Origin of the sequence: Sphingobacterium sp. UBA7249 (assembly GCF_002472835.1) — a bacterium.
Taxonomy (GTDB): Bacteria; Bacteroidota; Bacteroidia; order Sphingobacteriales; family Sphingobacteriaceae; genus Sphingobacterium; species Sphingobacterium prati.
Genome location: NZ_DKST01000007.1, coordinates 129748 through 152077, shown reverse-complemented (window position 1 = coordinate 152077; position 22330 = coordinate 129748). Strand labels below are relative to the sequence as shown.

Here is a 22330-nt window from a genome sequence, read left to right as displayed (position 1 = left end):
GGCATAGACCTTATGTCCTTATTAATTCTGAAATTTTCTGGCGGCTTTATGATTGGAGCACTGGGTTAAGCGACAGGCTGTTCCACCGAGTTATAAGCCCATCCCAAGATGTTCTTGATTGAAGTTTTGATCCTGTCCAATCCTTCTGGCGTTGAGATATCGATTTCACAAACGGTACTTTTTGTATGCGCCGAGTGAAGGACAATGTAATAAATACCTGCAACGAGAATAGTTACGACAGCCCTCAAGTCGAGATCCTTACCTTGAAGTTCTTTATCCGCAAAAGCGAAGAATAGCGCACTCATCTTTTCCCGTTCCTGAGACATCTCAGACATGAGTACAGACTCTTCACAAATCTGCCAGGCCAATATCTTTTGCATTTCAGTATTTGTAAGAAAATCTTCGAATTGATTTAATAATAAAGATTCTAAAAAGCCTCTTGATCCCACCTCAGGCGAATTGCCGAAGTATTCAACAGCGTTCACGGTTGCAGAAAGCCAATAGTCTTTTCCTCTTATGTAAGTTTCAACCAACTTGTCCAACGATCCAAAGTATAAACTAATGAGCTTACGGTCCACACCTGCCGCCTTTGAAATATTGGCTATCGTAAGTCCGGGATATCCTTTTTCTTCAAGAACTTTACCAACTGAAGCAATTAACTTGCCCATGGTTCGCTCTTTGTTGTTTTTTTCTCCTTGATATTTTTTTCTCGACTGTTGTTTAGTGTTCATAATACTAGTTGAAACCGAAAGATTTACGGATTAAAATCAAATATAAAAAAAATCATCTTCGCCTGGGCTTAATTAGCTAAAATGTTGTAAATTATTTAAACGAAAGGTTATAAAAAACGCTACACGAACTGTTTGAAATAGGAATCAATGCCATCGGACGATGACCTAAAACTTGTTTTTATAATCTCCAAATTCTCTTTTTGAAACATTGGATATGTTTTTGGAGGGACAACAACGCTGTTGCACACTAAAATAGAAAATTGTAAATTAGTAGACACTAATATGAATGTCCTGAATGGGTAATAATCCACTAGGAATATCAACTCACGACCGGGTATTAAAAACATATTCAGCTAGAGATCCTGAACATCCGGATTGGAATATCTAAGAACATGAAAATCACCGAAAGATAATCGTTGAAATAGACCCCAAATCAGGGAAAATATACTTTCTTCGACAACGTTGATTGTTACCCAGCTCTTCAATCAGAGCTATTTAATCCTTACAAATTAAAAAAATGGTTTTTAAATTATTGCGATCCGATGTGAATGTAGATGATAGTACATTCAATGACCTTTATTCTCCTAGGATTAGAGAGCTGGCAGAGCGCTATTGGACACCTGTGAATGTAGCCCGGATGGCGTCACAATATTTAGTTGAAAATTCGAATGACAAAGTACTCGATATCGGAGCCGGTGCTGGCAAATTTTGTTTGGTGGGCGCTGCTTGCACAAATGGAAGGTTTTATGGTGTCGAACAACGCGAATCGCTTGTCCGTGTTTCTAAAGACTTGGCTCAAAAGCATGATATACAAAATGTAGAGTTTATTCATGCCAACATTGATCAGATTTCTTTCGCTGATTACAATGGCTTTTATTTCTACAATTCTTTCTACGAGAACCTGGATCAATCCTTTCCGATTGATAATTCAGTACTTCCTAACAAGGATCTCTATTATACTTATACAAATTACCTCAGAGGTCAGCTTCAAAAAATGCCTATCGGAACCAAAGTTGTTACGTATTGGAGTGGATGGGACGAAATTCCATTGAGCTTTGATATGGAATACACGGCATGTGATGGCTTCCTGAATTTTTGGAGAAAGAATATATAATGCTGTTATTTTTTTGCTCTCTATAGTTTGATTCTCTTTTTATGAGATTGACTCCCTGAATAAATGGGTTTAGAAAATTAGCTTATACTCGAATAAACATTTATTGTTATCTTAGATTAACCAGCAATAAATGAGTTGATTATGAAACGATTTTTATTTGTAATAATTTTTTTTCTTGTCTTCACTATTGGCTTACGGGCACAGGAAAAGTTTGACCCTGTAGCCTGGAAAGCTCCGTATAGCCTTGGTCTTGATGGCTGGGGGATCGAACGATTTTCGATACCGATAGATTTTGCGCCTAAGATTCCCTATAAGGGAGTAGAGGATGTGCGTTTTACGGTAGGATGGAGCAAACCCGAGAGTGATGAGTATTGGTCTTATGCTTTCTTGTGGTATATAGAGGGCCAGCAAGTAATCGATTCAAAAACAATTGAAAATAATCTGTCGATGTATTTTGATGGATTAGTCAATCGCAACATTGAGAAGCGTCATCTTCCAAAAGATCTGATCAAGAAAACCAAGGCGAGATTCAAGAAATTAGCCGAGTCCGAGGGAGATGATGAATCGACTTTTATAGGTACAATTCAAATGGTGGATTATATGGGCAAGCAGCCAATAACATTGCAAGCAACAATACATTTGAGAAAGTGTCCCGGTACAGATCATACCATTATTTTCCATCAGTTTTCGCCGCAGGAAAGATCTGCCCCAGTATGGTCAAAGTTGGATGGACTGTGGGATACTTTTCGGTGTTCGGAATAATTTCAAAGGCTTGTCAATTTGGCTATTTCCAGTCTATGGAAATAGCCTTAAAGTCTACAAAATAAGGCTCCCCTGCTGAATGCGAATAACCGAATTTAAATAATTTGATCATTTTCACAGCCGGGAGTTTTTGAACATATCCTTTGTTTTAGATTTATCATTGAGTGACTTATTAAAGATACAAAAGGATTCCGATTATTGGATATATTTTTATTTATCGAATGAATTATTACTCCCTATTGCGGGCTATGGAAAGCCGGAACGATTTTAACATTTTATAACAATTTCTTTTAAACGAATCGAGCTCTAGGCTGTTCTATTTATAAAAAAGAAAGGAAAATGTTATGAGTGAATTAACTTGGAAAGGCCGTTGGAATGAGATTAAAGGTAAAGTAAAACAGCAATACGCAGATCTTACGGATGATGATTTACTGTATGCAGAAGGCAAAGAAGATGAATTGGTCGGTAAACTTCAGAAGAAGACCGGAAAAACACAAGATGAGGTAAATAATTGGTTGAACGGTTTGTAGAAATAGTGTTTTTTTGTGATAATGAAAAGCGGATAGCAGTAATGTTGTCCGCTTTTTTTGTGAACATGTTGGGATACTTCCAAATAAAGTTAAGGTGTCGGATTGATTTATTAATGCAACTATATTGCTTTTGTTTGTATGTTTGTTTATTTGCAACCATATTGCATTAAAAACTATACCATATGATCAGACCAATAAAAATTATCTTGGCATTTATGTTCACAGCAGGGTTATTTATATCCTGCAAAAAGGACGGGGAAGTGCCCGAGATTAGTCAGCCGAAGGCTGAAAATGTAGAAATCGGTTATGCAAATAATAAGCAGGCGATCAGAGGACGGGACTTCCATTTTAATGCGGATCTCCTTGCGGGAGACAAAATCGAATCCGTTCAAGTAAAGATTTTACCCAAGGTAGGGGAGACCTATACCTCATCATGGAAAATGGAAATCACATGGGATGAGTTTAAAGGACTAAAAAATGCCAATGTACATAAGCATTTTACTATTCCATTGGAAGCACCCGAAGGTAAATTTGATTTTTTCTTCATTGTAAATGATGCAAGCGGATCGAAGCTGGAGCTAAAGGAAGATTTTCAGATCTTCGATGCGGCTAATATGCCCGTCGATCCTGTCGTAGACCGTGATATTTTCTCCCGAAATGACGAGATGATCTATTATATGAATACCTATGTCGAAAACCCCTTGCTGTTCAAAAAAGGGGATAAGTTTACAGCCCGGGCACAGATTAAGCAGATACAAGGTGATGGTATCCTATATACAGCATTGATCAAACGGACGCTGAATTATTTTCCTGAAATCATAGATAAACTTGACTTGACAAAGGCTATCATTATCTCTAAGGTGGAGCATAAAGATTTGGGGCCAGCATCTAAAGTCAATACCTATAAGTTGGTCGATGGAGCCCTCAGTGGTGACGATATTATTATCGGTGCGGAGAAAGATGGCTTGGGTAGTCAAATTGCAGGCGACAGACAATGGCAATCTGGTCAGTACAATCTTGTTATTTTATATAAAAATACAACTTTTAACATGAGTACATTCAAGTCTATTCCTATTACAATTACGTTTTAAATCAATAGGCCCTTTAATATAAAAAAACTCCCCTATCATCGGGCGATGCAAGGGGAGTTACCTTTTTTATTAACCTAATTTTTATGAAAAGTACTTTATTGAAATTCAAGGATGATTTAAAATAAAGCCTCCAGATGTAACTCAGGAGGCTTAGTTAGAGTTGGTTTTACTTTAACCGGCATTACTAATATAATGATAAATATTTAAATATCAAAAGTTTTTGGAATTTGTTTTTGGTTAATGTTTATTCATCACTTAGTTTATTTGGAAGGTACGATTCCAATCATCGGACGCTCGCCATCGCCGTAGAAGTATTCGAAGAGTTGACTAGGTGTGATTTTAGAAATTTTTGCCAAGGCATATACTTAGTACGGATAAAAGTCGGTTTAATCAGTCATGTTTCTTACTCTGCTTATGCGACTTCCATTTGAGCCAATCTCAGTTTAAAACTAGGGGTTATAAAATAAAGATCCGCATTCTGTTTTAATGGGAAGCAGTACGAGTGTCTAAAACGGGAATCATTGGAGGACCTAGAGTTTTCTTATTATAGTTGAACTGAATCTATTTTTTTATATAGGTCGCAACTATTTGAGCTGATATGGAACCGTCTTTATTTATGCGATTAGTCTGCCCTTGGATAAGAGACACTCCTACATGCTTTTTTAATAATTTATAAATCCTATCGGGGTTTAACAATACTGAATACTTAGTTTCTAAATACTCTTGAACTTCGGCAGTTGTCTTGGTGGTTTTAAAAAATGGAGTGTGGAGGACTATATATGCAATTACCTTAATTTCCCACTTACCTCTATTATCTTTTAAAAGAGGAAATGCGTTAGTCTCTTCCCCCGAAAAGTATTCATTGATATTCTCTTTATTTCTCTCTTTAAAATATTTTATTTCTTCGATGGCGCTGTTCAAAAGTATAATTTCAGATTCGAAATCAAAAAATTCTACGAGACTTATAGAAAGTGGCTTGCATATTTTGTCTACTGTTTCGACAGAAATAGGTATTGTTTTGCTATGGTAGCTTTTGATGGCACTTTTGCCAATATCTGTGAAAACGGCCAGCCCTAATAATGTAAACCCTGTTTTTTCTAGAATATCATCAATTCGGGTCGATATTTTTTCGGAAAGGATTATGTTAGTTACTTTGGCCATATTAAAAATCAGCGTATTTTTTATTTAAAAACTTTTGATATTTATGTCTGTTGTTTGTATATTTGTAGTACAATCGGTTCGTTGATTGTAGTCTCGGATATCGAAACGGCAAATTTCAAATGACACGAGGCGTAGGGTTTGCGAACCCCCAAGCTTTTTGTATCTTTACAACAAGTAGGGGCGAGCACTCTCTATTGGAAACTGTGTCAAGGGCTCTTTGCCGTGCCTGATATTTGGTGGAAAATAGTGAGGCTCGCCTCTTCTATATTTATAGATGCTTCCCTCTTACTTCCCTCGAGACTCTTAATGATAACCCAATTCATAAATTATGATTACAAAAGAGTCCAGAATCACAACACAGAGACGACAGATCAAGGATCCTAGTCGTAAACATGCAGTAATCCTGCTGATCAAGAACAAATATTGCCCTCCGGAGTAGTATCAAAGAGCTTAAAATCAACAACGACCGATACCATATGGTACCGGAGTGTACATAAAAAAGCCTGTAAGGCCTGCTTATAGCATCAACATTGTTGGTTTTGCCGACCTGATTTTTTCAAGATCAATGCCCGACAATCGCACTATCCTCGTTTCTTTTATTCTTAGCAGCTTAAAAGTACGGATTTTGCAATTCATAAGCAAAGATTCTAAAAAATAAATATAGTTTTTCTATAAGAAAGGTCGGTTTTTCATTTTCCATATGGATGCGGTATCGTCCATATCTATTCACCCGTAATTGTCTAGCACCGCATCTGAGAACCTATTAATAGTTCTAATTATTTACTGGAGTGACCTAAGCAAGGCTTAGGAACCTGGAAAAACTGATTTAAGTCGGAAGGGCGAGTTATATGCTTTGGTCACTCTTTAAACACCTAAAAAATGAGATATTTTTTTGGGGCAGGAGAGGTCTTGCCCAATCCGAAGACAATCAAACTGTGTAGTGCCCTACTATCTATCCTATGGTTTTCTATGTTTAGTTTATCGGCTCAGACGCCCCGCAAGGACAGCGGGGCCGATGGGCTAACGATAAAGACAATCAATATCGGTGATGCTATACCTGATGATTTTTGGAAACGAGAATTTACTGTGTTCAACAACGGCCATTTGTCTAAATCAACGCTCGCTGCTTTCAGAGGGAAACTTCTGGTCCTAGATTTTTGGTCGACAACCTGTTCTCCCTGCCTGATTCATCAAAGGGAGATTGAATTCTTTAAGCATAAGTACGGCAATGAAATTAATGTTGTTATGGTAAACTCCGTGCGTACAAGGGATAACATACAAAAAATTGAAAAGCTTAATAATCGGTTGAAAAATAGTGATTTCGGTCTCAAATCCATACACTCCATTATAGACGATGATTACCTCCATCGCCTATTCCCCTTTAATGGATTTCCCTTTTATGTCTGGATAAATCAGAATGGTAATGTCCAGACTTATACGATGCGAAATTTATTGGATAGAGATTATAATGCGCCTTTTATTGATCCGACATCTAGTACAAAGTAAAATGAAAAAGTATATTTTCCTTTTTCTGCTTTCTTTCTGGGGATCGATAGCAGCACATGCACAATTTAGGATAACTGGCAAAATACTAGGATTTAAACATCAAGCTCTTGAGAATGCCACTGTAAAGGCTGGGGCTGTAGCGACTTCTACAGGTCGGGATGGAAAGTTTGAACTTCTTGTACGAGATAAACATGGATATATAGCTGTATCGCATATTAATTATCGCGCTAGGAATATCTTGTACGCATCTCCAGATTCAGTGATCGTTGTCCTTGAGCCAAAAGAACTTGCCTTAGAAGAAGTAATCGTTTATAGTGACGGATACCAGTCGCTTCCAAAAGAACGGGCCACAGGTAGTTTCGAAATGATAACTAATAAAGTGCTTAATCAACGCTCCTCCTTAAATATCATTGATCGATTGGAGTCGACAGTACCAGGACTTCAATTTGACCGACGTAAATCCGCCACCGCTATTAATGTTAGGGGACTAGGTTCTTTTTCTGATGCATTGCTTAAACCGCTGATTATATTGGATAATTTTCCCTATGAGGGAGAATTGTCGAATATAAACCCTAATGATATAGAATCCGTAACAGTTTTAAAAGATGCTGCAGCAAGTTCAATATGGGGGGCAAGGGCTGGCAACGGAGTAATAGTCCTGAAATCTAAACACAATGCTGAAAAGTCTTCAGAAAAATGGGAGGCCGGCGTTAGCTTCATGATCACTGAAAGGCCTGATCTGGACTATGTGCAACAGATGTCTTCTGCGGATTTTATCGGGGTAGAACAACAATTATATGAAAAGGGATTTTATAAATCGGCATTAAGCAATAATAGCCCATCATATCTGTTTTCACCAGTTGTCAAGTTGCTTCACGATATAGATTTGGGTAAGATATCAAAGGCGGAAGCTGATAGGCAATTTGAAATATATCGAAATACGAATTATAAGGATGATATGAAGCGTTACTTCTATCGGAATGCAGTATTGCAACAGTATAATGCAAGTTACGCCACGCATTCCAATAAACTCACATCACGTTTTAGTATTGGCTACGATAGAAGCTTGGCAAATATAGTTACGGATAAAAACAACCGATTCTCTTTAAAATCTGACATGATGTATCAGCTCGCTAAAAATCTAAAACTGAGTAGCGTCCTCCAATATGTCAGTACAAGTAATAATCAGTCGCCAGCAATATTTAGTTTCCCTATATACCCTGGTGGCAATCGACAAGCACTTTATCCCTATGCTCAATTAGTCGACGGAAATCAAACAGCTTTAGCGATCCCGTATTCCTATGCAACAGATTATCTGATGAGCATTTCAGATCCTTTGCTGGACTGGACAATGAAACCCTACAAAGATATCTTTGATTCACGTACGGACGATAAGATGGACTATTTTAATGGCGGGCTCAGTCTGATTTATTCATTTTCCAAGAATTTTAAGTTTACTGGACAATATAATATTGAAAAGCAGATACAGCGTCAAGAGACTTTATTTACAGAAGAAGCTTACTTTACGCGAAATCTGATTAATCAATTTACAACGTCGACGAATGGTCTGCTTACTTATGGCATACCAAAAGGTGCAATAAATACCTTATCCGATAATCGAATGTTGAGCCATCGTGGACGCGCTCAGTTAAATTATGAACTGAATAATACTTCCCACAAATTGTCTATACTTTCGGGAGCTGAATTTTCGAAAAGGACAAACGAAGCCTCGTCAAGTCGGGTCTACGGTTATGATGTAAACTTGAAAACCAACCAGCCTGTAGATTATGTAACCCTATTTCAGACGTATAGCGGATTGGCGGGTAAACAGGCTATCCCTTACCTCATGTCGGAACAGATGCGTGAAAACAGATTCGTATCTTTTTTTGCCAATGCAAGCTATACTTTCCTAAATAAATATACCATCAGCGGTTCCGCTAGAAGAGATGCGTCTAACCTGTTTGGAGTAAAAACAAACGATAGGTGGAATCCTTTGTGGTCATTTGGTGCGGCTTGGTCTGTGAGCAAAGAGAAATGGATGCGGACAGTTCCAGAGATTAATCATTTGAAACTGAGATGGACCATAGGTCATAGCGGGAATATCGGCGGTATAACCGGAACCCAACCGATCATAACTTATACCAAGCCACCTTCGGGAGCCCAGACATCTTTGCCAAGAGCAATAGTAAGTTCCCTGCCAAATCCTTCGCTAAAATGGGAAGATATCCGTATGATAAATTATGGTCTTGACTTTGGTTTATTCAATAACCGAATCTCAGGGTCCATCGAGTATTTTAACAAATTGTCATCTGACTTATTGGCCTCCGACCTAATTGATCCAACCTCTGGTTTCTCAAGCATGACGAAAAATGTTGGTAAGCTGATCAATAAAGGATTTGATTTCAAATTATCCGGACGTATTGGAAATAGTGGAATTTCTTGGACTCCGACTCTATTTTTGTCCAGCAGCAAAAATAAAGTGCTTGAATTTTATGGTACTTTAAGCACAGGAACAACTTATACAACAAAGACCGGGACATCAATGCGCCCGTTGAAAGATAAAAGCCTTTATCCTGTGTTTTCCTATGTTTATGCGGGCTTGGACCCCCTTAATGGTGATCCTCAAGGTTTATACAAAGGTGAAATTTCTAAAGATTATCGCAATATGTTGCGTGATTCTATTCAATACCTAAATTATTACGGTACAGCATTGCCTCCTTATTATGGTGCTTTTCGTAACGAATTCAACTGGAAAAATATGTCGATCTCATTTAATATTAGCTACAAATTTGGTCATTATTTCCAAAAAGAGACTATTCGCTATGCCTCCCTTTATAACAACTGGATATCACATAAAGATTTTGAAAATAGATGGGTAAAACCGGGAGATGAACTGACCACGACTGTACCTTCAATGAATTACCCTGCTGATACAAATAGGGATACCTTTTATGCTAATTCGGAAGCTAATATTGAAAAAGGAGATATTGTGAAACTACAAGATGTTCAACTCAACTATATACCAGACTGTTCTCGATTTTTTCAATCAAAAAAAATAAATGTTCGATTCTTTTTTAATGCAAATAATGTGGGCGTATTGTGGAGGGCAACGAAGTCTGATTTGGATGCAGATTTTCTTGGAATACCAAGTGCAAGAAACTTCACCCTCGGACTGAATATCTCCTATTAAAGAATTGCTAACTAGTTATCATTAATAAAATTATAATTTTATGAAATATGCAAATTTTAAAATTTTAAATTTTGTGTCGGTCCTGTGTCTGTTTATTGCAAGTTCCTGTGGGAAATATCTGGATGTAAAACCTGATTCTTCCCTATCCACCCCGCAGACATTAAAAGATCTTAGGGCTTTGTTAGACAACGAAAGTCGTATAAATCAGACTTATCCGGGATTGGTCGAAGTCGGGACTGATGATTATTACTTGAATTTTGATCAGATCTCTTCTCAATATCAACTTTATCAAGACTTTTACTTTTGGAAGAAAGAATTAATCAATTCCGGTACATCAAGTTGGCAAGCTAGTTTTGGGACTATTTTGGTCGCCAATATTGTATTGGAAAACTTGGAAAATATAGTTTCAAGCGATTTTGCGATGAAACAAGAATTGAGTGGTGAGGCTCATTTTCTCCGTGGTTTAGCCTATTATTATCTCTCCTTGGTCTATTGTCAAACGTATAAATATGGAAAAGAAAATAATGAATTGGGGCTGCCACTACGAACAAGTTCTGATTTTAACATTAAGACACAAAGATCGTCTTTGAATAAAACATTTGAGTTTATCATAGCCGAACTAAAATTGGCAAGGGAATTATTGGCCGAAAATGTTGCTGTTAAAACACGACCGGATAAAACTGCGGCAAGCGCGGCCTTAGCAAAGGTCTATCTTTATATGCAGGATTATCAAAATGCGGAAAAGATGGCGTTAGAGGTGTATAATAAAAGCAATGTCTTGCTGGATTATAATAATCTGGATATACAATCCATTAGACCGTTTCCTGCCTTACATGATGAAATGATATACCTTGCTTATTCCGTGGAAAATGCCGAACTGCTCAATGAAGATGACCTTAATATATCTCCAGAATTATACAACTTATATGAGGAAAATGACCTTAGAAAGAGAGTTTATTTTAAGGATAAGGGAGATGGTTTTAAGGGATTCAAAGGGAATTATGCGAGCAATTTCTCTACTTATTTTGCGGGGTTGGCGATGGATGAAATCTATCTTATATTGGCTGAATGTAAGACGAGGATGGGAATGAGCTCAGAAGGGTTAGCATTTCTAAATAAATTGCTTATCACCAGATATCAAAATGGTGTATATGTGTTGCCTGATTTTGCTAGCGATAGCCAAGCATTAAAATATATCTTACAAGAAAGACGAAAAGAATTGCTCTTTAGGGGAGTACGTTGGTCTGATTTGAAAAGATTGAACCTCGAAAAGGAATTTGAAACAAGGCTTAGACGTGAAGTCCGTGATGGTGATCTGGTACAGACAATTTATTTGGAATCTAACGATAGCCGATATGTTTATCCAATTCCTGAAGATGTTATTCTTTTAGGAGGCATCGAGCAAAATACCAGATAAAGAAATGAGGGAGAGATTATCGGTTTCTCCCTCATTTTCGTCAGGTATTAGTGTTTTCTGAAGGCAGTAACAGTCTCGTTTTCTGTTGGCGTTTTTGATGGTTGTAATGTTTCTATTGCGTCTTCAATTCGCTGTTCAACTGTTTCAGTTCCCGAAGCGACATAATTCATGTCCGGCTCGTTCGGATTTGAAGGGTTTGCAGGAGCTTGCAATTCACATACGGTTTGATAAGGTAGACTATTGCAACTTTTTCCCGCAGGTAAACTCGTAGAATATTTACTCGGGTCCGTCGGACTATCACTCGAAGACCCTGTAAAATACCATGTCTGATTTGCACGTACAATCTTCGTTTCTTTGCTAGTCTTAACTTCTTTCTCAGCCTTTACCTCTTTTTCATTTTTAATACTTTGGGCATTTGCACCCATTGAAATTCCTAATGTCATAACACCAATGCTCATGGTGCCGATGATTCTTTTTACTATTTTGTTCATGTTTCTATGTTTATAATTTTAAAAATTTACCTATCCTTATTATCCTCCTGGATCAGCCATGGAGTTGTTCCCTATTGACCGGCCGGTACTGCCCGAGCCCAGCGGATCTGTTATCTTATACCAAAGTTAGGGCAGCAATCTTCCATGGATGTATGACTTTTCGGTAGGCCATTGTATGATTTTTCGATCAATCGCTATCGGTCATCCTTATTTTTATCGGTACCATATTGCCCCGGAGCAACTCCTGTCTGCTTCTGGAAAAAAGTCGAGAAATTTTGCTGATGTCCATAACCACAATAATTGGAAACCTCTTTGACAGAATACCCCATGAGCAACAGGTCTTTGGCCTTTTGGATCAGGAGCTTATTCCAGGTCTGCTTTGGCGTTTCACCGTACGTCGACTTGTAGACTTTGCCCAGTTTATTGATGTCCGTCTCCAGTGCATCGGCAATGGCCCGGATCGAACAGCAGCTAAAGGTCTGCATTACCTGATCGCTGATCAGCTGTAGGGCGCGTTCGGCCAGCAGCTTATCCGGATTGATCTTTTCATGCCCCTCAAAATTTTTGTAAATGGCAATATCGTACAGGTCATAGACGAGCTTTACCGCCAGGGCTTCGTTGTCCTTATGATACTTGAAAAAACGCGTTTCAATCTGGGAAAGCTGATAGCGGGTCCGCTCTTTGATAGGCCAGATGGCACTCTGATAAAACCGATCTTTATCCCGTAGATGGGCGGATCTGAATTCTGATAGAAAATGGCGCTCCTGGTATAGGACGGGTCGTATATAGCCTATGTCGACCAAAACGCCATATACCAGATACTCGCCAGGGGCTAGGTCGGTATGGAGCGCCCCATTGGGAATATAAATATAGCTGGCGCATGTGGAGGGAAGCGCTGCCCGGCTGTTACCTGATGCTTGCTCAAGTATGATTTCGGTAGCTGAATGGAGACTGTACAGCAGGTGGTAATCTGCTTTGGACGTTTCGATGGATAGCCTGTTGAGTACCTGCACATGAGCCTGCAACCGATAGAATATAACACTATGGTAGTCCATATATTCTTCCACTAGCTGGATGCCTGTATCTTCATAACGCTGTAGCTCGGAATCTGGCAGCTTGGGCAAAAAGGCCTTCGTCTGATCGCAAAATTGATCTACTTCGGGTAGCATAAAATGGAATGTTTTTTTCATAAATAATTGGCTTTTGGTTATTTAACGTGTTTGTTATTACCTCCTTCCCTTGTATCGAGATCCGCTGTCGCCGTTCGCACCTGTAACGTTGGCTCGGTGGTCTCAAGAGGTTTTATAACTGGCTTGGCAATGCGGTGTAAGAGGGGATGATCCCAGGCACAGAGGTTGTACCAGATCATCAGACAAGAGAAATGGATCAAGCCCATGGTCAGTGCGATACCCAAATGCATTAAAATAATGCCGGTACTGATATAGATACGTACTCGGCCTTTGATCCATAGCAATCCATATCCCAATTCTAAAAGCAGGGTGGCGATTCCCAACCCGACCCAAAGAGCGGTAAGTTGCTGGGCTGACTGGGGGATAGTAACCAAAGCGGGGCTCAAGGGCTGCTGAAGGGCTTTCCACATGGCTTCGCCATTCCACCAACTAGATCCAATGGCCTTGCCCAGGCCGGCAAAAAAATATACGAATGTAAGCTGCAACCGGAAAAGCTTTGTACCGAGCGCGGCCCACTTTTCGTTGGGTAGCCAACGGCTGCGGAAACAGCAGAAAATGACACTGAAAAATAGGCCTGTCTGTCCGAGATAGTCCGCCCCGTAGCTCCAGGTATAGTTGGCTATAAAGAAAAGGTAATGCAATATAAAGAGTATCAAGATAGCGGGGCCGCTGCATTTGTCCAAAAATACCGCCAACCCACAGATGATGTACAGCAAGCCAAAGAAATGGATCCATTCTAGGCTGGCTATTGAGTACTCCGGTAAATTGGCAATTAGGGTGTGGATGGAGAGTGTACCCGGTCGTTGCTGCGAAAAAAGACTGTGCTGGTCCAAGAATATTCCTGTTCCGTATAGCATACTGAGGTCTGGCCAGAACCGCCACATTTCTATGGAAAGCAGCAGGCCCAATCCCCTAGACATCGTGGGTAGGGCTGTATCGGTGCCCAACTGTAATTCCTTGCTCATCAACTTAATTTTTGGTATGCTCAAAAAGAATAATGTATTGAGATGAATGGAGCTGGTGGCTGTTTTGATCGACTAATGGGGGGACATATTTCGCTATTAGACGGCATGAAACGCTATCGGCAGCAACAATATTGGCCAGACTGCCTGTCAGGGAGCTGACGGATGCACGCATCTGATCCTGTAGGGATGACTGACTGCTGTCAAGAAATGATGAACCTAGTTGAAGGTAGCTGTTGAGCCGGAGCATTCCGGTCGTGCTTTGTATGCGTGGTTCACCTAGAAAATTTTCGTTACCCCCTTGATATTGGATATATTCAAGCTCTACCTGCATGCCCACGCTGGGGCCATAAAATGTATAGCCGCCACTCAGACCTGCAAGATCCCGGTATAGGCAAACCTGCCTGAACGCTTCTGTTAAACGGTATGGAAGGTTAAAAATGCTGCTGAGATTATAGGCTGATACCATACCGAAATGTATGGCACAGCCTAGCGTAAAAATCAATCTTAACATGGCGCTATTGTTATCTCGAGCGTTTCGAGAACTGTTCTTTGGGGGAGGAGGGAAAGAATAATCGGGTAGATAGTCCATCTTGAATGGGATTGTCCACCGCTTTCAGGTGTATGTAATTTGTACTGGATCTGTCCTGCACAGACATGGTGGAAGTAGGGATAAGGTCAATGGCAAAAAACAGGCATACGCTAAGTAGATAAATGGATAACTTGAATGGTTTCATGATGTAAGTATTTTTTGTTTATTTCTTTAAATTGGTAAAATCAAGGGATAACTTTGGGTTAACTATTTGTTTATGTCGGCTGTAATTATTTATTTTACGGCTATAACTATTTTTGTTGCCATTCAAGATAAACCTATTATGAGCAAATTTTCAGTTGTTATTATCGATGATTTATATGGTGCGCTAGAGGATACAGCCGCCGTATTGGAAGAGCTTGGCTTATTTCAGATAAAAGGAAAATTTACTTCGGTAAGAGATGCTGAAGTATATTTTATAAATGCGGACGAAAAAGTTTATATTATATTCTGTGATATTGAGATGCCGGACTATTCGGGATTTGATGCGATTAAACGAATCCGCTGTTACTGTTCTCATTTTGTTTTTATCACAGGATATGCTGACAAATATGCTTTAAAAGGCTATAAAGTACATGTTGATGGTCTTTTGTCTAAACCTGTTGAAGCGAGTGAACTGCTTGATTTATTAAAGTATTTACAAAGTAAGGCCCCCGTCAATAGCGCTGATCTCGACCTCAAGACCGAACCGACGATCTTCCTGGATTTCGTTGACACGAATAGTGAGCTCCATTTTGCACGAAAGAATGGTCCGCCAATGCGAAAACATCCAGAAAATAAAAGGGTATATGAAAAAGTCCCAGTCGCGCTTGCGGAAATTTCTTATTTGGAAAAAATAAGAAATTACATTCATTTTTTTGCGCTTAGACCAAATGATCAGTTTGTCTTGCTGGGGGTGCTCAACAAAAGGATGATAGATATAGAAGATATACTCCAGCAGGATCCGAGATTTGTCCGGGTCGATCAGTCTGTATTTATTAATTTAAACTATGTTAAAAAAGTGGGCCTGGAAGGGGTCACTGTCGGGTCAAAATTTCTATCTGTTTCAAAATCACGTGCTGATGAACTCAAAAGAAAATTGATGCTGATGGATATTAGCCACAAATCGTAAGGTCATGCCAGCAAGAAAACAATTTATGCTTACTTGGCTCAAAAATATTGTACTGAGCACTGCGATTGTCTTCGCGCTGGCTTATATTTTCCTGATCATACCTGCAGCATTTCAGGATTGGCGGGATCAATTGACTGCCATGGGCCTTATCGGTATTATATATGGAGTGGTTAGGCACCTGATACTCCCTAGACTATTTATATGGTCCAGGTATAATGCTTGGCTATTGATTACTTTCCTCATGCTGCTTTTTCTGTTTTTTTGTTCTATTCCAATCTTGATTAGCCTGTCTACGGGTGCATTGAAATGGACACCAGGAAAATGGGATATTGAAAATTTCTGGCCCGTGATATTTTTAATCATTCCGCCCGTACTGGTAGCTTTCTTTATGTATAGCTGGCAGTTTGGTGTTGATAAATGGTTAGCCTACCGGGAAGTGCAGCAGCGGCTTAACGAAATCGAACATATATCCATCAATTGGGAATTAATTGCCTTAACAAAAAATCTCAACCCTCATTTTATCGCTAATAGTATGGCTACTGTCCGGACATTGATCCGAAAATCGCCTGACAATGCATTGCGCGCGATTGGTTTATTGAGTAATATAGTTACTTTATACATGAATAATGAGGGGCCTTGGATAGACTTGAGAAGGGAAATGGAAATGGTAGATAAATTGGTGCGGATGTATGAATTTATCAAGGGGCATGCGATTTCGCTAAATGTGGAAAATAGATCGGATGGGGCTTATATGATTCCCAAAATGCTCTTGTTTAATCTGGTCGAAAATGCATTGCAATACGGTGAAACTTCTATAAGGGAGTATCCTATATGGATAGGGATTACCCTATCGGAAGATAATCTGGTGACACTGCAGGTATCAAACCGCATTGCCGCGCAAGCAGTGGCTGGTAAGGTAAGTCACAATACGGCGCTAAAAAGAATGGAGCGTCAGCTGCTGCTGCTGAATCCACAGCATTCGGTCCTTGTGGTGTCTAATGATGAATCCGTATTTACGGTTTTGGTCTCTTTTTATCAGCATAGCATGGCCAATACGCAGATAGATCGGAAAAATGTGTAACTTTAGGTAATTATAAACCTTCACCATCCGTGGGTATTTCCTTTGTTTCGCGGGGCTTGGCAGACCTTGAAATGGAATTAATTGATTTCTTTGTCCATGGAAATAAATAACCCTACCTGTGCGTCGATGGTCTTAAACCCATAGACCATGAACCTAAGTGTATTCTTATATACATTAATAAATCGTATAGAAAAATTGACCGAAATTTTAGTGGCGATATACGGTCTGCTGACGGCCCTAATCCTTATCCTTAAAGTAAAGAAAATAGAACAAAAGCCACTGCGCGAACGTAAACTCTGGACACATACCGAAGTGACGGCATACCTGGGGATTAGCGTCTCGACTTACAAGCGCCGTGTGCAGGAGGGGCTGCTCAATCCGATGACACTCACCGGGGATGACCGTTACTTTGAGGAAGATCTGACCGAAGCGCTCGAAAGGAGCCGGCTCAAAGGGAAAATATAATTTGCAGGCTTAGTCCTTCTTAGGGCAAGCCTGCACTGTTGTGTCACATGGAATGTATTAATTTAAAATATAAGCAGTGTTCTTCCCTTGCCCTATTTTGCTGATATGATTGGATTTTACTAAATGCTCTAAGTGCTTTTTTAAAGTATTTCTATTTGCTTCTGTTAATGTAACTAGCTCGGCTATTGAGGAGTGACCGCGCGATTTTATGATCGATAAAATGGATAACGACAACGGTGGTAGTTTGGCCATTAACAATTTTTCCTGCGAAATTTTAAGCTCTAATTTTTTCTTTTGTTGATCTAGCGCCTGTAAAAAGAATAATAGCCAAGGTTGCCAATTAGGCTCTTCCTCCTGCAGTGTAATTTGTGTGTTTCGTAAAGCTAAGTAATAGGCATCTTTACTGTTTTCTATGACAGCCTCCAACGAGGAATAAGGCACATAGATGTAGCCTGCATTCATTAATAGGTATGTAGTTAATATGCGCGATAAGCGGCCGTTCCCATCTTGAAATGGATGAATAGCCAAAAATTCAACAATAAATATTGCGCATATTAATAATGGGTGGAGTTTTTTTTCTGCGATGGATGCATTCGTCCATTCAACAAGATTTTTCATTCTGAAAGGGGTCTCAAATGCACTCGCAGTAACAAATATAACCCCTAAACTGTTTCCTGACTGATCAAACGCCTCTATTTGATTGCTTTGGGACTTATAAATACCGCGATGCCTTTCATCCTTTTCGCTGAATTTTAGAAGCTCTTTGTGAAGTTGGCATATATAATTCTCAGAAAGCGGTATTTCGTTGTAGTGCTGGAAAATAATATCCATCACTGCAGCATATCCTGCAACTTCTTGCTCATCTCTATTTTCTAGTTTTTGTATGGCGACATTTGATAGTAACTTTTCAATTTCTCGATCCGAGAGTTTACTGCCTTCTATTCGCGTAGATGATCCAATACTTTCTATTGTGGCCACTCGTCTTAATGAAGTTAGTTGCTCGGGAGCAATATTTCCAAGTGCTTTCCAGGCTCCTTTAAATTCGTCAATTGACGCTATTAGTTGAAGAATATCGGGGCTGATTAATAGTGATTCTGTTCTCATTACCTATATATATACCCAAATATACCCAAATCATTTGAATTTTATTATTAAATACCTGCAAATATACCCAAATATACCCAAAGGCTTTTCGGTAAATCGGCGAAGGTTCTCGTCAATTTGATAGATCTATCAAGATAAAGCAGATAAGGGAAGTTCATTACGCGAACGTAAACTCTGGACACATACCGAAGTGACGGCATACCTGGGGATTAGCGTTTCGACTTACAAGCGCCGTGTGCGGGAGGGGCTGCTCAATCCGATGACACTCACCGGGGATGACCGCTACTTTGAAGAAGATCTGACCGAAGCGCTCGAAAGGAGTAGGCTCAAAGGGAAGATATAATTTTCTGGCCCCAGCGGTTTGATTAGGCGCTAAGGATCGGTGACTTGGCGCTGTGACTTTGCGATCTTCCCGACCAAAAGTATGAAACAGACCGGTGACTGTTCGTTTTTTCCGCTTGGGAAAAACGAACAGTCAGTGGACTGAATAGAAATTCCCCCTGACTGGTTGGCGCAGTCGGGGGAATTTGCGGTTCAGTCACCCGGAAAGTTTGAACAAACACTGGTTTGTTTCATTTCCCCACCTGGCCAAATGGACTTTTCACTGGTCTGCTCGGGTCAGTCATTGGATTATGCGAATATTCCTAGCGACGGAATCACTATTTTACTGTGCGAAACTGAGCAGTCACCCCGCAAAATCATCCTTTTCTGGCGTATTGCCGATCAGGTTGGCTCAAATTGGCTCAATGAAGTTCAATCTGGCTCAAAACTTCATTTTCGGTCCGTTCCCATACTATGTTTGTGTCATTAAATGATCTCGCGAGGAATATTTAATCGTTAATAAACAGATTTTTAACTGACTCTGCCAAATAGCATGTGCAGGTCAATAAATAGAACAAATATGGCAACAAAAATGAAAGCCTTGATCGGATTTGGAAAAATGAAAGATGATGAACTGGTGATCAGCTGCAATACAATTATCGGTGCAATGACCGGCAACGCCAAGTACCCGACACCGACGCCCGCACTGGCGGATATACAGATTTTGCTGAATGATTTCACGGCCAAACTGGCCATTGCACGCAAGCGTGGTTCGCCAGAAGATACCGCCCTCAAAGATGAGAGCCGCAGCCCGCTTATTGTGGTGATGCAGCAGTTGGGATACTACGTCAATTCGGTGGCCCAAGGCCATCTCTCTACCTTACTGAGTTCGGGATTCCCGACCAATAGCACCTCATTTGCCAATCAGGTGCCCCTAAAAGTGGACAATGTAAGGCTCTCGGACGGACGGCAGTCTGGGCAGGTGAAGCTGGACTTTGCGCCTCAAAAGATAGCGACCATCTACGAATACCGCTATCGCATACGAACGGATATTCCGGTCGAATGGGGAGATCGGTTTACGACGACTTCGTCCCGGAGCAATATTATCGCTCCGCTGGAAGTAGGCAAATTCTACGAAGTGCAGGTGCGTGCGATCAACACCCAAGGGGTAGGCGACTGGAGTGATTCGGCCAATATCTTGGTGCGCTAATGAATATGTTGCTCAAAAGAGTCAGACAGGGGAAAAATAGTACCCTGTCCGAATTGTATATAGATGGCCTGTTTCAATGTTATATCCTCGAAAACAGGATACGTGATCATAAAATCAAAGGACAGACTTGTATTCCGGCCGGGAGGTATTGTCTAGGGATTAACTATTGGGGCGGGATGAATACTGCTTATAAAAAGCGTTTTCCGGATATACATCAGGGGATGATCGAGATACGGGATGTCCCAGCGTTCAGCAATATCTATATCCATATCGGCAATACGCATGCGGATACGGCTGGCTGCCTGCTGGTGGGGACTTATTTCCATAAGGACAGGAACCACGAAGACTATGAAGTATATAAATCTCAGGAAGCTTACCTGAATTTATATCAAGTGGTGATCGATCAGGTAAAAAGTGGCAAGGTCATCCTGTCTATCGAAAATAGGCTGATAGGAGGGAACTACGCCCGTTTGAGCCGGGGCGTGTAAATCACCGAAGGTAGCTAACGTATAATAAAAAATTTATTACGAATGAAACAGATAATCAATAAAATAGGAAAGGTGTTGGGACTAGTACTCGCAGCACCGATAAAGCTGCCCGGAAAGGCATTAAATATAGTACGGTATCTTGCGTTGGGGCTGGGGATCATCGAATCGGTCATCAACAAAGATGATCAGATGATAAGTGATGGGGAGACGGATGAAGCGGGCTCGGAAGATAAGGTTGACCATTTAGGGGAACAGACGCAAGATAGGCAAAGGGTAAACCCGGTGGAGAAAGGAGCGATCAATGAAACTTAGTGATATGCGGTTGTCGGCAATCGGTGGTACGCTCTGTGGTATCTGGGTTTCTTTTTCAGTAGGCGACCTGATTAACGGCGCATTGACGGCATTGGTCGGAACGCTTGTGAGTTTCTCGTTAAGCCGTATTTTAAACCGGATATTTAAGCGCAAACAATAAAATGCCATAACCCTACCGAAAGTCTTTCCAGGGTTCCCAAGGTAGAGCTGGCACAGGAGCGAAGTACGATCGCAGCTACGCTGATACAGACAAATAGATAGGGTAATTTTTAAAATTTATAATTGTTAAAGCCATTTCCGCAAGGGAGTGGCTTTATTACTAATTATTTTAGTATTTGTAAGTCTTATTTGTTCTATTTGCTTTATAACCAGTAGACTAAATAATATTATGGATAATTTGGATTTTAGTAATAACCCTGATTTTCAGGATAAACCGGTATTTATTGATCCCACGGTTGATGTAGGCTTCAAGATCCTGTTTGGGGACAAGCAGAATCTGCTGAATTTTCTGAACATCATTTTTCAGGGGAGAAAAGAGATCGTGGACCTTAGCTACCGCAACACGGAGCGAATAGGGCGTGGTGAAGAAACTGGGACGGTCATATTTGACCTTGTTGTAGAGACTACCACTGGCGAAGAAGTGATCATCGAGATGCAAACGAGCAATCATAGGAACTTTAAAAAGCGTATGCTGTACTATGGGTGCAATGTAGTTTCTGAGAAAGCGCCACGAGGCAACCGTGCGGGATGGGGATATGACATTCCCGAGGTTTATACCATTGTTGTCATGGACAATTTTAGGATGCAGGGTGTGGACGATGGCTGTTATTTTCACGATATTTGTCTGTGTGACAGAGGGGACGGGAAAATATTTTACGAAGGATTTGGTTTTATTTACCTGCAATTGATTAATTTTGTGAAAAGCGAAGCGGAGTTGTCAACTGATCTTGATATGGTATTTTACATGTTAAAGCATCTGTCGACGCTGAGGAAACTACCGAAGATCATGAACAGTGCGATTTTCCAACGTTTTTTCCGGCTGGCACGCTACGCTAAGTTATCAAAGGAGGATCAGGCTATGTATGACATCAGTTTAAAGCGCAAATGGGATGCAGAGGTTGTTCGTCAATGGCAGATTGAGGAGCAAGAGCGCAAAATTGCAGAAGGCATTGAAAAAGGCATTGAAAAAGGTCTGGCAGAAGGTCTTGTCCAGGGTAAAGCAGAAGGTCTTGCTAAGGGTAAGGCAGAAGGACTTGCTAAGGGTAAAATAGAAGGCAAGATAGAAGGTAAAATAGAAATTCTTAGGGAATTGGGGTTTACTATTGCTGAAATCTGCCAAAAGCTCGGTCTAGCCAAATCTGAGGTCGAGAAATATTTCAAAGGAGCATAAAAGCCAGAATACATATTTTAAAATTTATAATTGTTAAAGCCATTTCCGCAAGGGAATGGCTTTTTTATGTGGATAGCAAAAGAAATATATACCTTCTAAAGCCCATTCGAC

The 22330-nt window shown here is 40.2% G+C and carries 23 protein-coding genes; 15 read left to right on the top strand and 8 right to left on the bottom strand.

Annotated features, from left to right (window positions below; all coding sequences use genetic code 11):
* Window positions 1-65 precede the first annotated feature (65 nt).
* Window positions 66-731 carry a TetR/AcrR family transcriptional regulator gene (locus B4A24_RS04650; protein ID WP_293943087.1) on the bottom strand — a complete coding sequence of 222 codons (666 nt, stop codon included), beginning with the start codon at window positions 729-731 and terminating at the stop codon, window positions 66-68.
* A 517-nt stretch (window positions 732-1248) separates the two neighbouring features.
* Between B4A24_RS04650 and B4A24_RS04645 the strand changes: the two genes are divergently transcribed.
* From B4A24_RS04645 to B4A24_RS04630, 4 genes are all read left to right on the top strand, one after another.
* Complete coding sequence (locus B4A24_RS04645) at window positions 1249-1845, top strand: methyltransferase domain-containing protein (protein WP_293943085.1); 597 nt, start codon at window positions 1249-1251, stop codon at window positions 1843-1845.
* Window positions 1846-1986: 141 nt separating this feature from the next.
* On the top strand, window positions 1987-2607 hold the full coding sequence (locus tag B4A24_RS04640; RefSeq protein WP_293943083.1) for a hypothetical protein: 621 nt from the start codon (window positions 1987-1989) through the stop codon (window positions 2605-2607).
* A 344-nt stretch (window positions 2608-2951) separates the two neighbouring features.
* Window positions 2952-3137, top strand: coding sequence for a CsbD family protein (locus tag B4A24_RS04635; RefSeq protein WP_108635218.1), 186 nt, complete (start codon window positions 2952-2954; stop codon window positions 3135-3137).
* A 182-nt stretch (window positions 3138-3319) separates the two neighbouring features.
* Complete coding sequence (locus tag B4A24_RS04630) at window positions 3320-4228, top strand: DUF4625 domain-containing protein (protein WP_293943080.1); 909 nt, start codon at window positions 3320-3322, stop codon at window positions 4226-4228.
* A gap of 561 nt (window positions 4229-4789) precedes the next feature.
* On the opposite strand, the gene B4A24_RS04625 is transcribed toward B4A24_RS04630, so the two are convergent.
* A complete protein-coding gene (locus B4A24_RS04625) occupies window positions 4790-5389 on the bottom strand; it encodes a hypothetical protein (RefSeq protein WP_293943078.1) in 600 nt (199 codons plus the stop codon).
* Between the two features lie 879 nt (window positions 5390-6268).
* Here B4A24_RS04625 and B4A24_RS04620 point away from each other — a divergent pair.
* The 3 genes from B4A24_RS04620 to B4A24_RS04610 are packed head-to-tail and all read left to right on the top strand — an operon-like array spanning window position 6269 to window position 11502.
* The gene (locus tag B4A24_RS04620) at window positions 6269-6895 is read left to right on the top strand and encodes a TlpA family protein disulfide reductase (RefSeq protein WP_293943076.1); all 627 of its coding nucleotides are present in this window, start codon (window positions 6269-6271) and stop codon (window positions 6893-6895) included.
* Between the two features lies 1 nt (window position 6896).
* The gene (locus B4A24_RS04615; protein ID WP_293943075.1) at window positions 6897-10085 is read left to right on the top strand and encodes a SusC/RagA family TonB-linked outer membrane protein; all 3189 of its coding nucleotides are present in this window, start codon (window positions 6897-6899) and stop codon (window positions 10083-10085) included.
* Window positions 10086-10125: 40 nt separating this feature from the next.
* Complete coding sequence (locus B4A24_RS04610; protein WP_293943073.1) at window positions 10126-11502, top strand: RagB/SusD family nutrient uptake outer membrane protein; 1377 nt, start codon at window positions 10126-10128, stop codon at window positions 11500-11502.
* Between the two features lie 47 nt (window positions 11503-11549).
* Here B4A24_RS04610 and B4A24_RS04605 read toward each other — a convergent pair whose 3' ends face one another.
* The 5 genes from B4A24_RS04605 to B4A24_RS04585 all read right to left on the bottom strand — a co-directional run bounded on the left by B4A24_RS04605 (window position 11550) and on the right by B4A24_RS04585 (window position 14882).
* On the bottom strand, window positions 11550-11993 hold the full coding sequence (locus B4A24_RS04605) for a hypothetical protein (RefSeq protein WP_293943071.1): 444 nt from the start codon (window positions 11991-11993) through the stop codon (window positions 11550-11552).
* A 194-nt stretch (window positions 11994-12187) separates the two neighbouring features.
* Window positions 12188-13183, bottom strand: coding sequence for a helix-turn-helix transcriptional regulator (locus B4A24_RS04600; protein ID WP_293943069.1), 996 nt, complete (start codon window positions 13181-13183; stop codon window positions 12188-12190).
* A gap of 17 nt (window positions 13184-13200) precedes the next feature.
* Window positions 13201-14148 carry a hypothetical protein gene (locus B4A24_RS04595; RefSeq protein WP_293943067.1) on the bottom strand — a complete coding sequence of 316 codons (948 nt, stop codon included), beginning with the start codon at window positions 14146-14148 and terminating at the stop codon, window positions 13201-13203.
* 4 nt (window positions 14149-14152) lie between these two features.
* Window positions 14153-14659 (bottom strand): hypothetical protein, encoded by a 507-nt coding sequence (locus B4A24_RS04590; protein WP_293943065.1) that lies wholly within the window; start codon window positions 14657-14659, stop codon window positions 14153-14155.
* Between the two features lie 10 nt (window positions 14660-14669).
* The gene (locus B4A24_RS04585; RefSeq protein WP_293943063.1) at window positions 14670-14882 is read right to left on the bottom strand and encodes a hypothetical protein; all 213 of its coding nucleotides are present in this window, start codon (window positions 14880-14882) and stop codon (window positions 14670-14672) included.
* Window positions 14883-15020: 138 nt separating this feature from the next.
* Here B4A24_RS04585 and B4A24_RS04580 point away from each other — a divergent pair, with 138 nt between their 5' ends.
* From B4A24_RS04580 to B4A24_RS04570, 3 genes are all read left to right on the top strand, one after another.
* Window positions 15021-15848, top strand: coding sequence for a LytR/AlgR family response regulator transcription factor (locus B4A24_RS04580; RefSeq protein WP_293943061.1), 828 nt, complete (start codon window positions 15021-15023; stop codon window positions 15846-15848).
* Window positions 15849-15852: 4 nt separating this feature from the next.
* Window positions 15853-16929: a histidine kinase gene (locus B4A24_RS04575; protein WP_293943059.1), complete on the top strand. Its 1077-nt coding sequence runs from the start codon at window positions 15853-15855 to the stop codon at window positions 16927-16929.
* A 147-nt stretch (window positions 16930-17076) separates the two neighbouring features.
* Window positions 17077-17394: a hypothetical protein gene (locus B4A24_RS04570; protein WP_293943057.1), complete on the top strand. Its 318-nt coding sequence runs from the start codon at window positions 17077-17079 to the stop codon at window positions 17392-17394.
* Window positions 17395-17451: 57 nt separating this feature from the next.
* On the opposite strand, the gene B4A24_RS04565 is transcribed toward B4A24_RS04570, so the two are convergent.
* Complete coding sequence (locus B4A24_RS04565; protein ID WP_293943056.1) at window positions 17452-18498, bottom strand: Fic family protein; 1047 nt, start codon at window positions 18496-18498, stop codon at window positions 17452-17454.
* Window positions 18499-19372: 874 nt separating this feature from the next.
* On the opposite strand from B4A24_RS04565, the gene B4A24_RS04560 reads away from it, so the two are divergent.
* From B4A24_RS04560 to B4A24_RS04540, 5 genes are all read left to right on the top strand, one after another.
* Window positions 19373-20029, top strand: a complete 657-nt coding sequence (locus B4A24_RS04560) for a fibronectin type III domain-containing protein (RefSeq protein WP_293943054.1) — start codon at window positions 19373-19375, stop codon at window positions 20027-20029.
* Between the two features lie 5 nt (window positions 20030-20034).
* On the top strand, window positions 20035-20517 hold the full coding sequence (locus tag B4A24_RS04555; RefSeq protein ID WP_293943052.1) for a DUF5675 family protein: 483 nt from the start codon (window positions 20035-20037) through the stop codon (window positions 20515-20517).
* A gap of 42 nt (window positions 20518-20559) precedes the next feature.
* Window positions 20560-20829, top strand: coding sequence for a hypothetical protein (locus tag B4A24_RS04550; protein ID WP_293943050.1), 270 nt, complete (start codon window positions 20560-20562; stop codon window positions 20827-20829).
* Complete coding sequence (locus B4A24_RS04545; RefSeq protein WP_293943048.1) at window positions 20819-20989, top strand: hypothetical protein; 171 nt, start codon at window positions 20819-20821, stop codon at window positions 20987-20989. The genes B4A24_RS04550 and B4A24_RS04545 overlap by 11 nt, the downstream gene beginning before the upstream one ends.
* A gap of 228 nt (window positions 20990-21217) precedes the next feature.
* A complete protein-coding gene (locus B4A24_RS04540; protein ID WP_293943046.1) occupies window positions 21218-22219 on the top strand; it encodes an Rpn family recombination-promoting nuclease/putative transposase in 1002 nt (333 codons plus the stop codon).
* The last annotated feature ends 111 nt before the right edge of the window (window positions 22220-22330 follow it).

Bases quoted from the DNA above. Each gene is read 5' to 3' on its own strand.
- B4A24_RS04650 (WP_293943087.1), bottom strand. From the start codon at position 731: ATGAACACTAAACAACAGTCGAGAAAAAAATATCAAGGAGAAAAAAAC.
- B4A24_RS04540 (WP_293943046.1), top strand. From the start codon at position 21,218: ATGGATAATTTGGATTTTAGTAATAACCCTGATTTTCAGGATAAACCG.
- B4A24_RS04555 (WP_293943052.1), top strand. From the start codon at position 20,035: ATGTTGCTCAAAAGAGTCAGACAGGGGAAAAATAGTACCCTGTCCGAA.
- B4A24_RS04595 (WP_293943067.1), bottom strand. From the start codon at position 14,148: ATGAGCAAGGAATTACAGTTGGGCACCGATACAGCCCTACCCACGATG.
- B4A24_RS04630 (WP_293943080.1), top strand. From the start codon at position 3,320: ATGATCAGACCAATAAAAATTATCTTGGCATTTATGTTCACAGCAGGG.
- B4A24_RS04580 (WP_293943061.1), top strand. From the start codon at position 15,021: ATGAGCAAATTTTCAGTTGTTATTATCGATGATTTATATGGTGCGCTA.
- B4A24_RS04550 (WP_293943050.1), top strand. From the start codon at position 20,560: ATGAAACAGATAATCAATAAAATAGGAAAGGTGTTGGGACTAGTACTC.
- B4A24_RS04615 (WP_293943075.1), top strand. From the start codon at position 6,897: ATGAAAAAGTATATTTTCCTTTTTCTGCTTTCTTTCTGGGGATCGATA.
- B4A24_RS04590 (WP_293943065.1), bottom strand. From the start codon at position 14,659: ATGTTAAGATTGATTTTTACGCTAGGCTGTGCCATACATTTCGGTATG.
- B4A24_RS04605 (WP_293943071.1), bottom strand. From the start codon at position 11,993: ATGAACAAAATAGTAAAAAGAATCATCGGCACCATGAGCATTGGTGTT.
- B4A24_RS04640 (WP_293943083.1), top strand. From the start codon at position 1,987: ATGAAACGATTTTTATTTGTAATAATTTTTTTTCTTGTCTTCACTATT.
- B4A24_RS04620 (WP_293943076.1), top strand. From the start codon at position 6,269: ATGAGATATTTTTTTGGGGCAGGAGAGGTCTTGCCCAATCCGAAGACA.
- B4A24_RS04545 (WP_293943048.1), top strand. From the start codon at position 20,819: ATGAAACTTAGTGATATGCGGTTGTCGGCAATCGGTGGTACGCTCTGT.
- B4A24_RS04565 (WP_293943056.1), bottom strand. From the start codon at position 18,498: ATGAGAACAGAATCACTATTAATCAGCCCCGATATTCTTCAACTAATA.
- B4A24_RS04635 (WP_108635218.1), top strand. From the start codon at position 2,952: ATGAGTGAATTAACTTGGAAAGGCCGTTGGAATGAGATTAAAGGTAAA.
- B4A24_RS04560 (WP_293943054.1), top strand. From the start codon at position 19,373: ATGTGCAGGTCAATAAATAGAACAAATATGGCAACAAAAATGAAAGCC.
- B4A24_RS04645 (WP_293943085.1), top strand. From the start codon at position 1,249: ATGGTTTTTAAATTATTGCGATCCGATGTGAATGTAGATGATAGTACA.
- B4A24_RS04625 (WP_293943078.1), bottom strand. From the start codon at position 5,389: ATGGCCAAAGTAACTAACATAATCCTTTCCGAAAAAATATCGACCCGA.
- B4A24_RS04570 (WP_293943057.1), top strand. From the start codon at position 17,077: ATGAACCTAAGTGTATTCTTATATACATTAATAAATCGTATAGAAAAA.
- B4A24_RS04575 (WP_293943059.1), top strand. From the start codon at position 15,853: ATGCCAGCAAGAAAACAATTTATGCTTACTTGGCTCAAAAATATTGTA.
- B4A24_RS04610 (WP_293943073.1), top strand. From the start codon at position 10,126: ATGAAATATGCAAATTTTAAAATTTTAAATTTTGTGTCGGTCCTGTGT.
- B4A24_RS04600 (WP_293943069.1), bottom strand. From the start codon at position 13,183: ATGAAAAAAACATTCCATTTTATGCTACCCGAAGTAGATCAATTTTGC.
- B4A24_RS04585 (WP_293943063.1), bottom strand. From the start codon at position 14,882: ATGAAACCATTCAAGTTATCCATTTATCTACTTAGCGTATGCCTGTTT.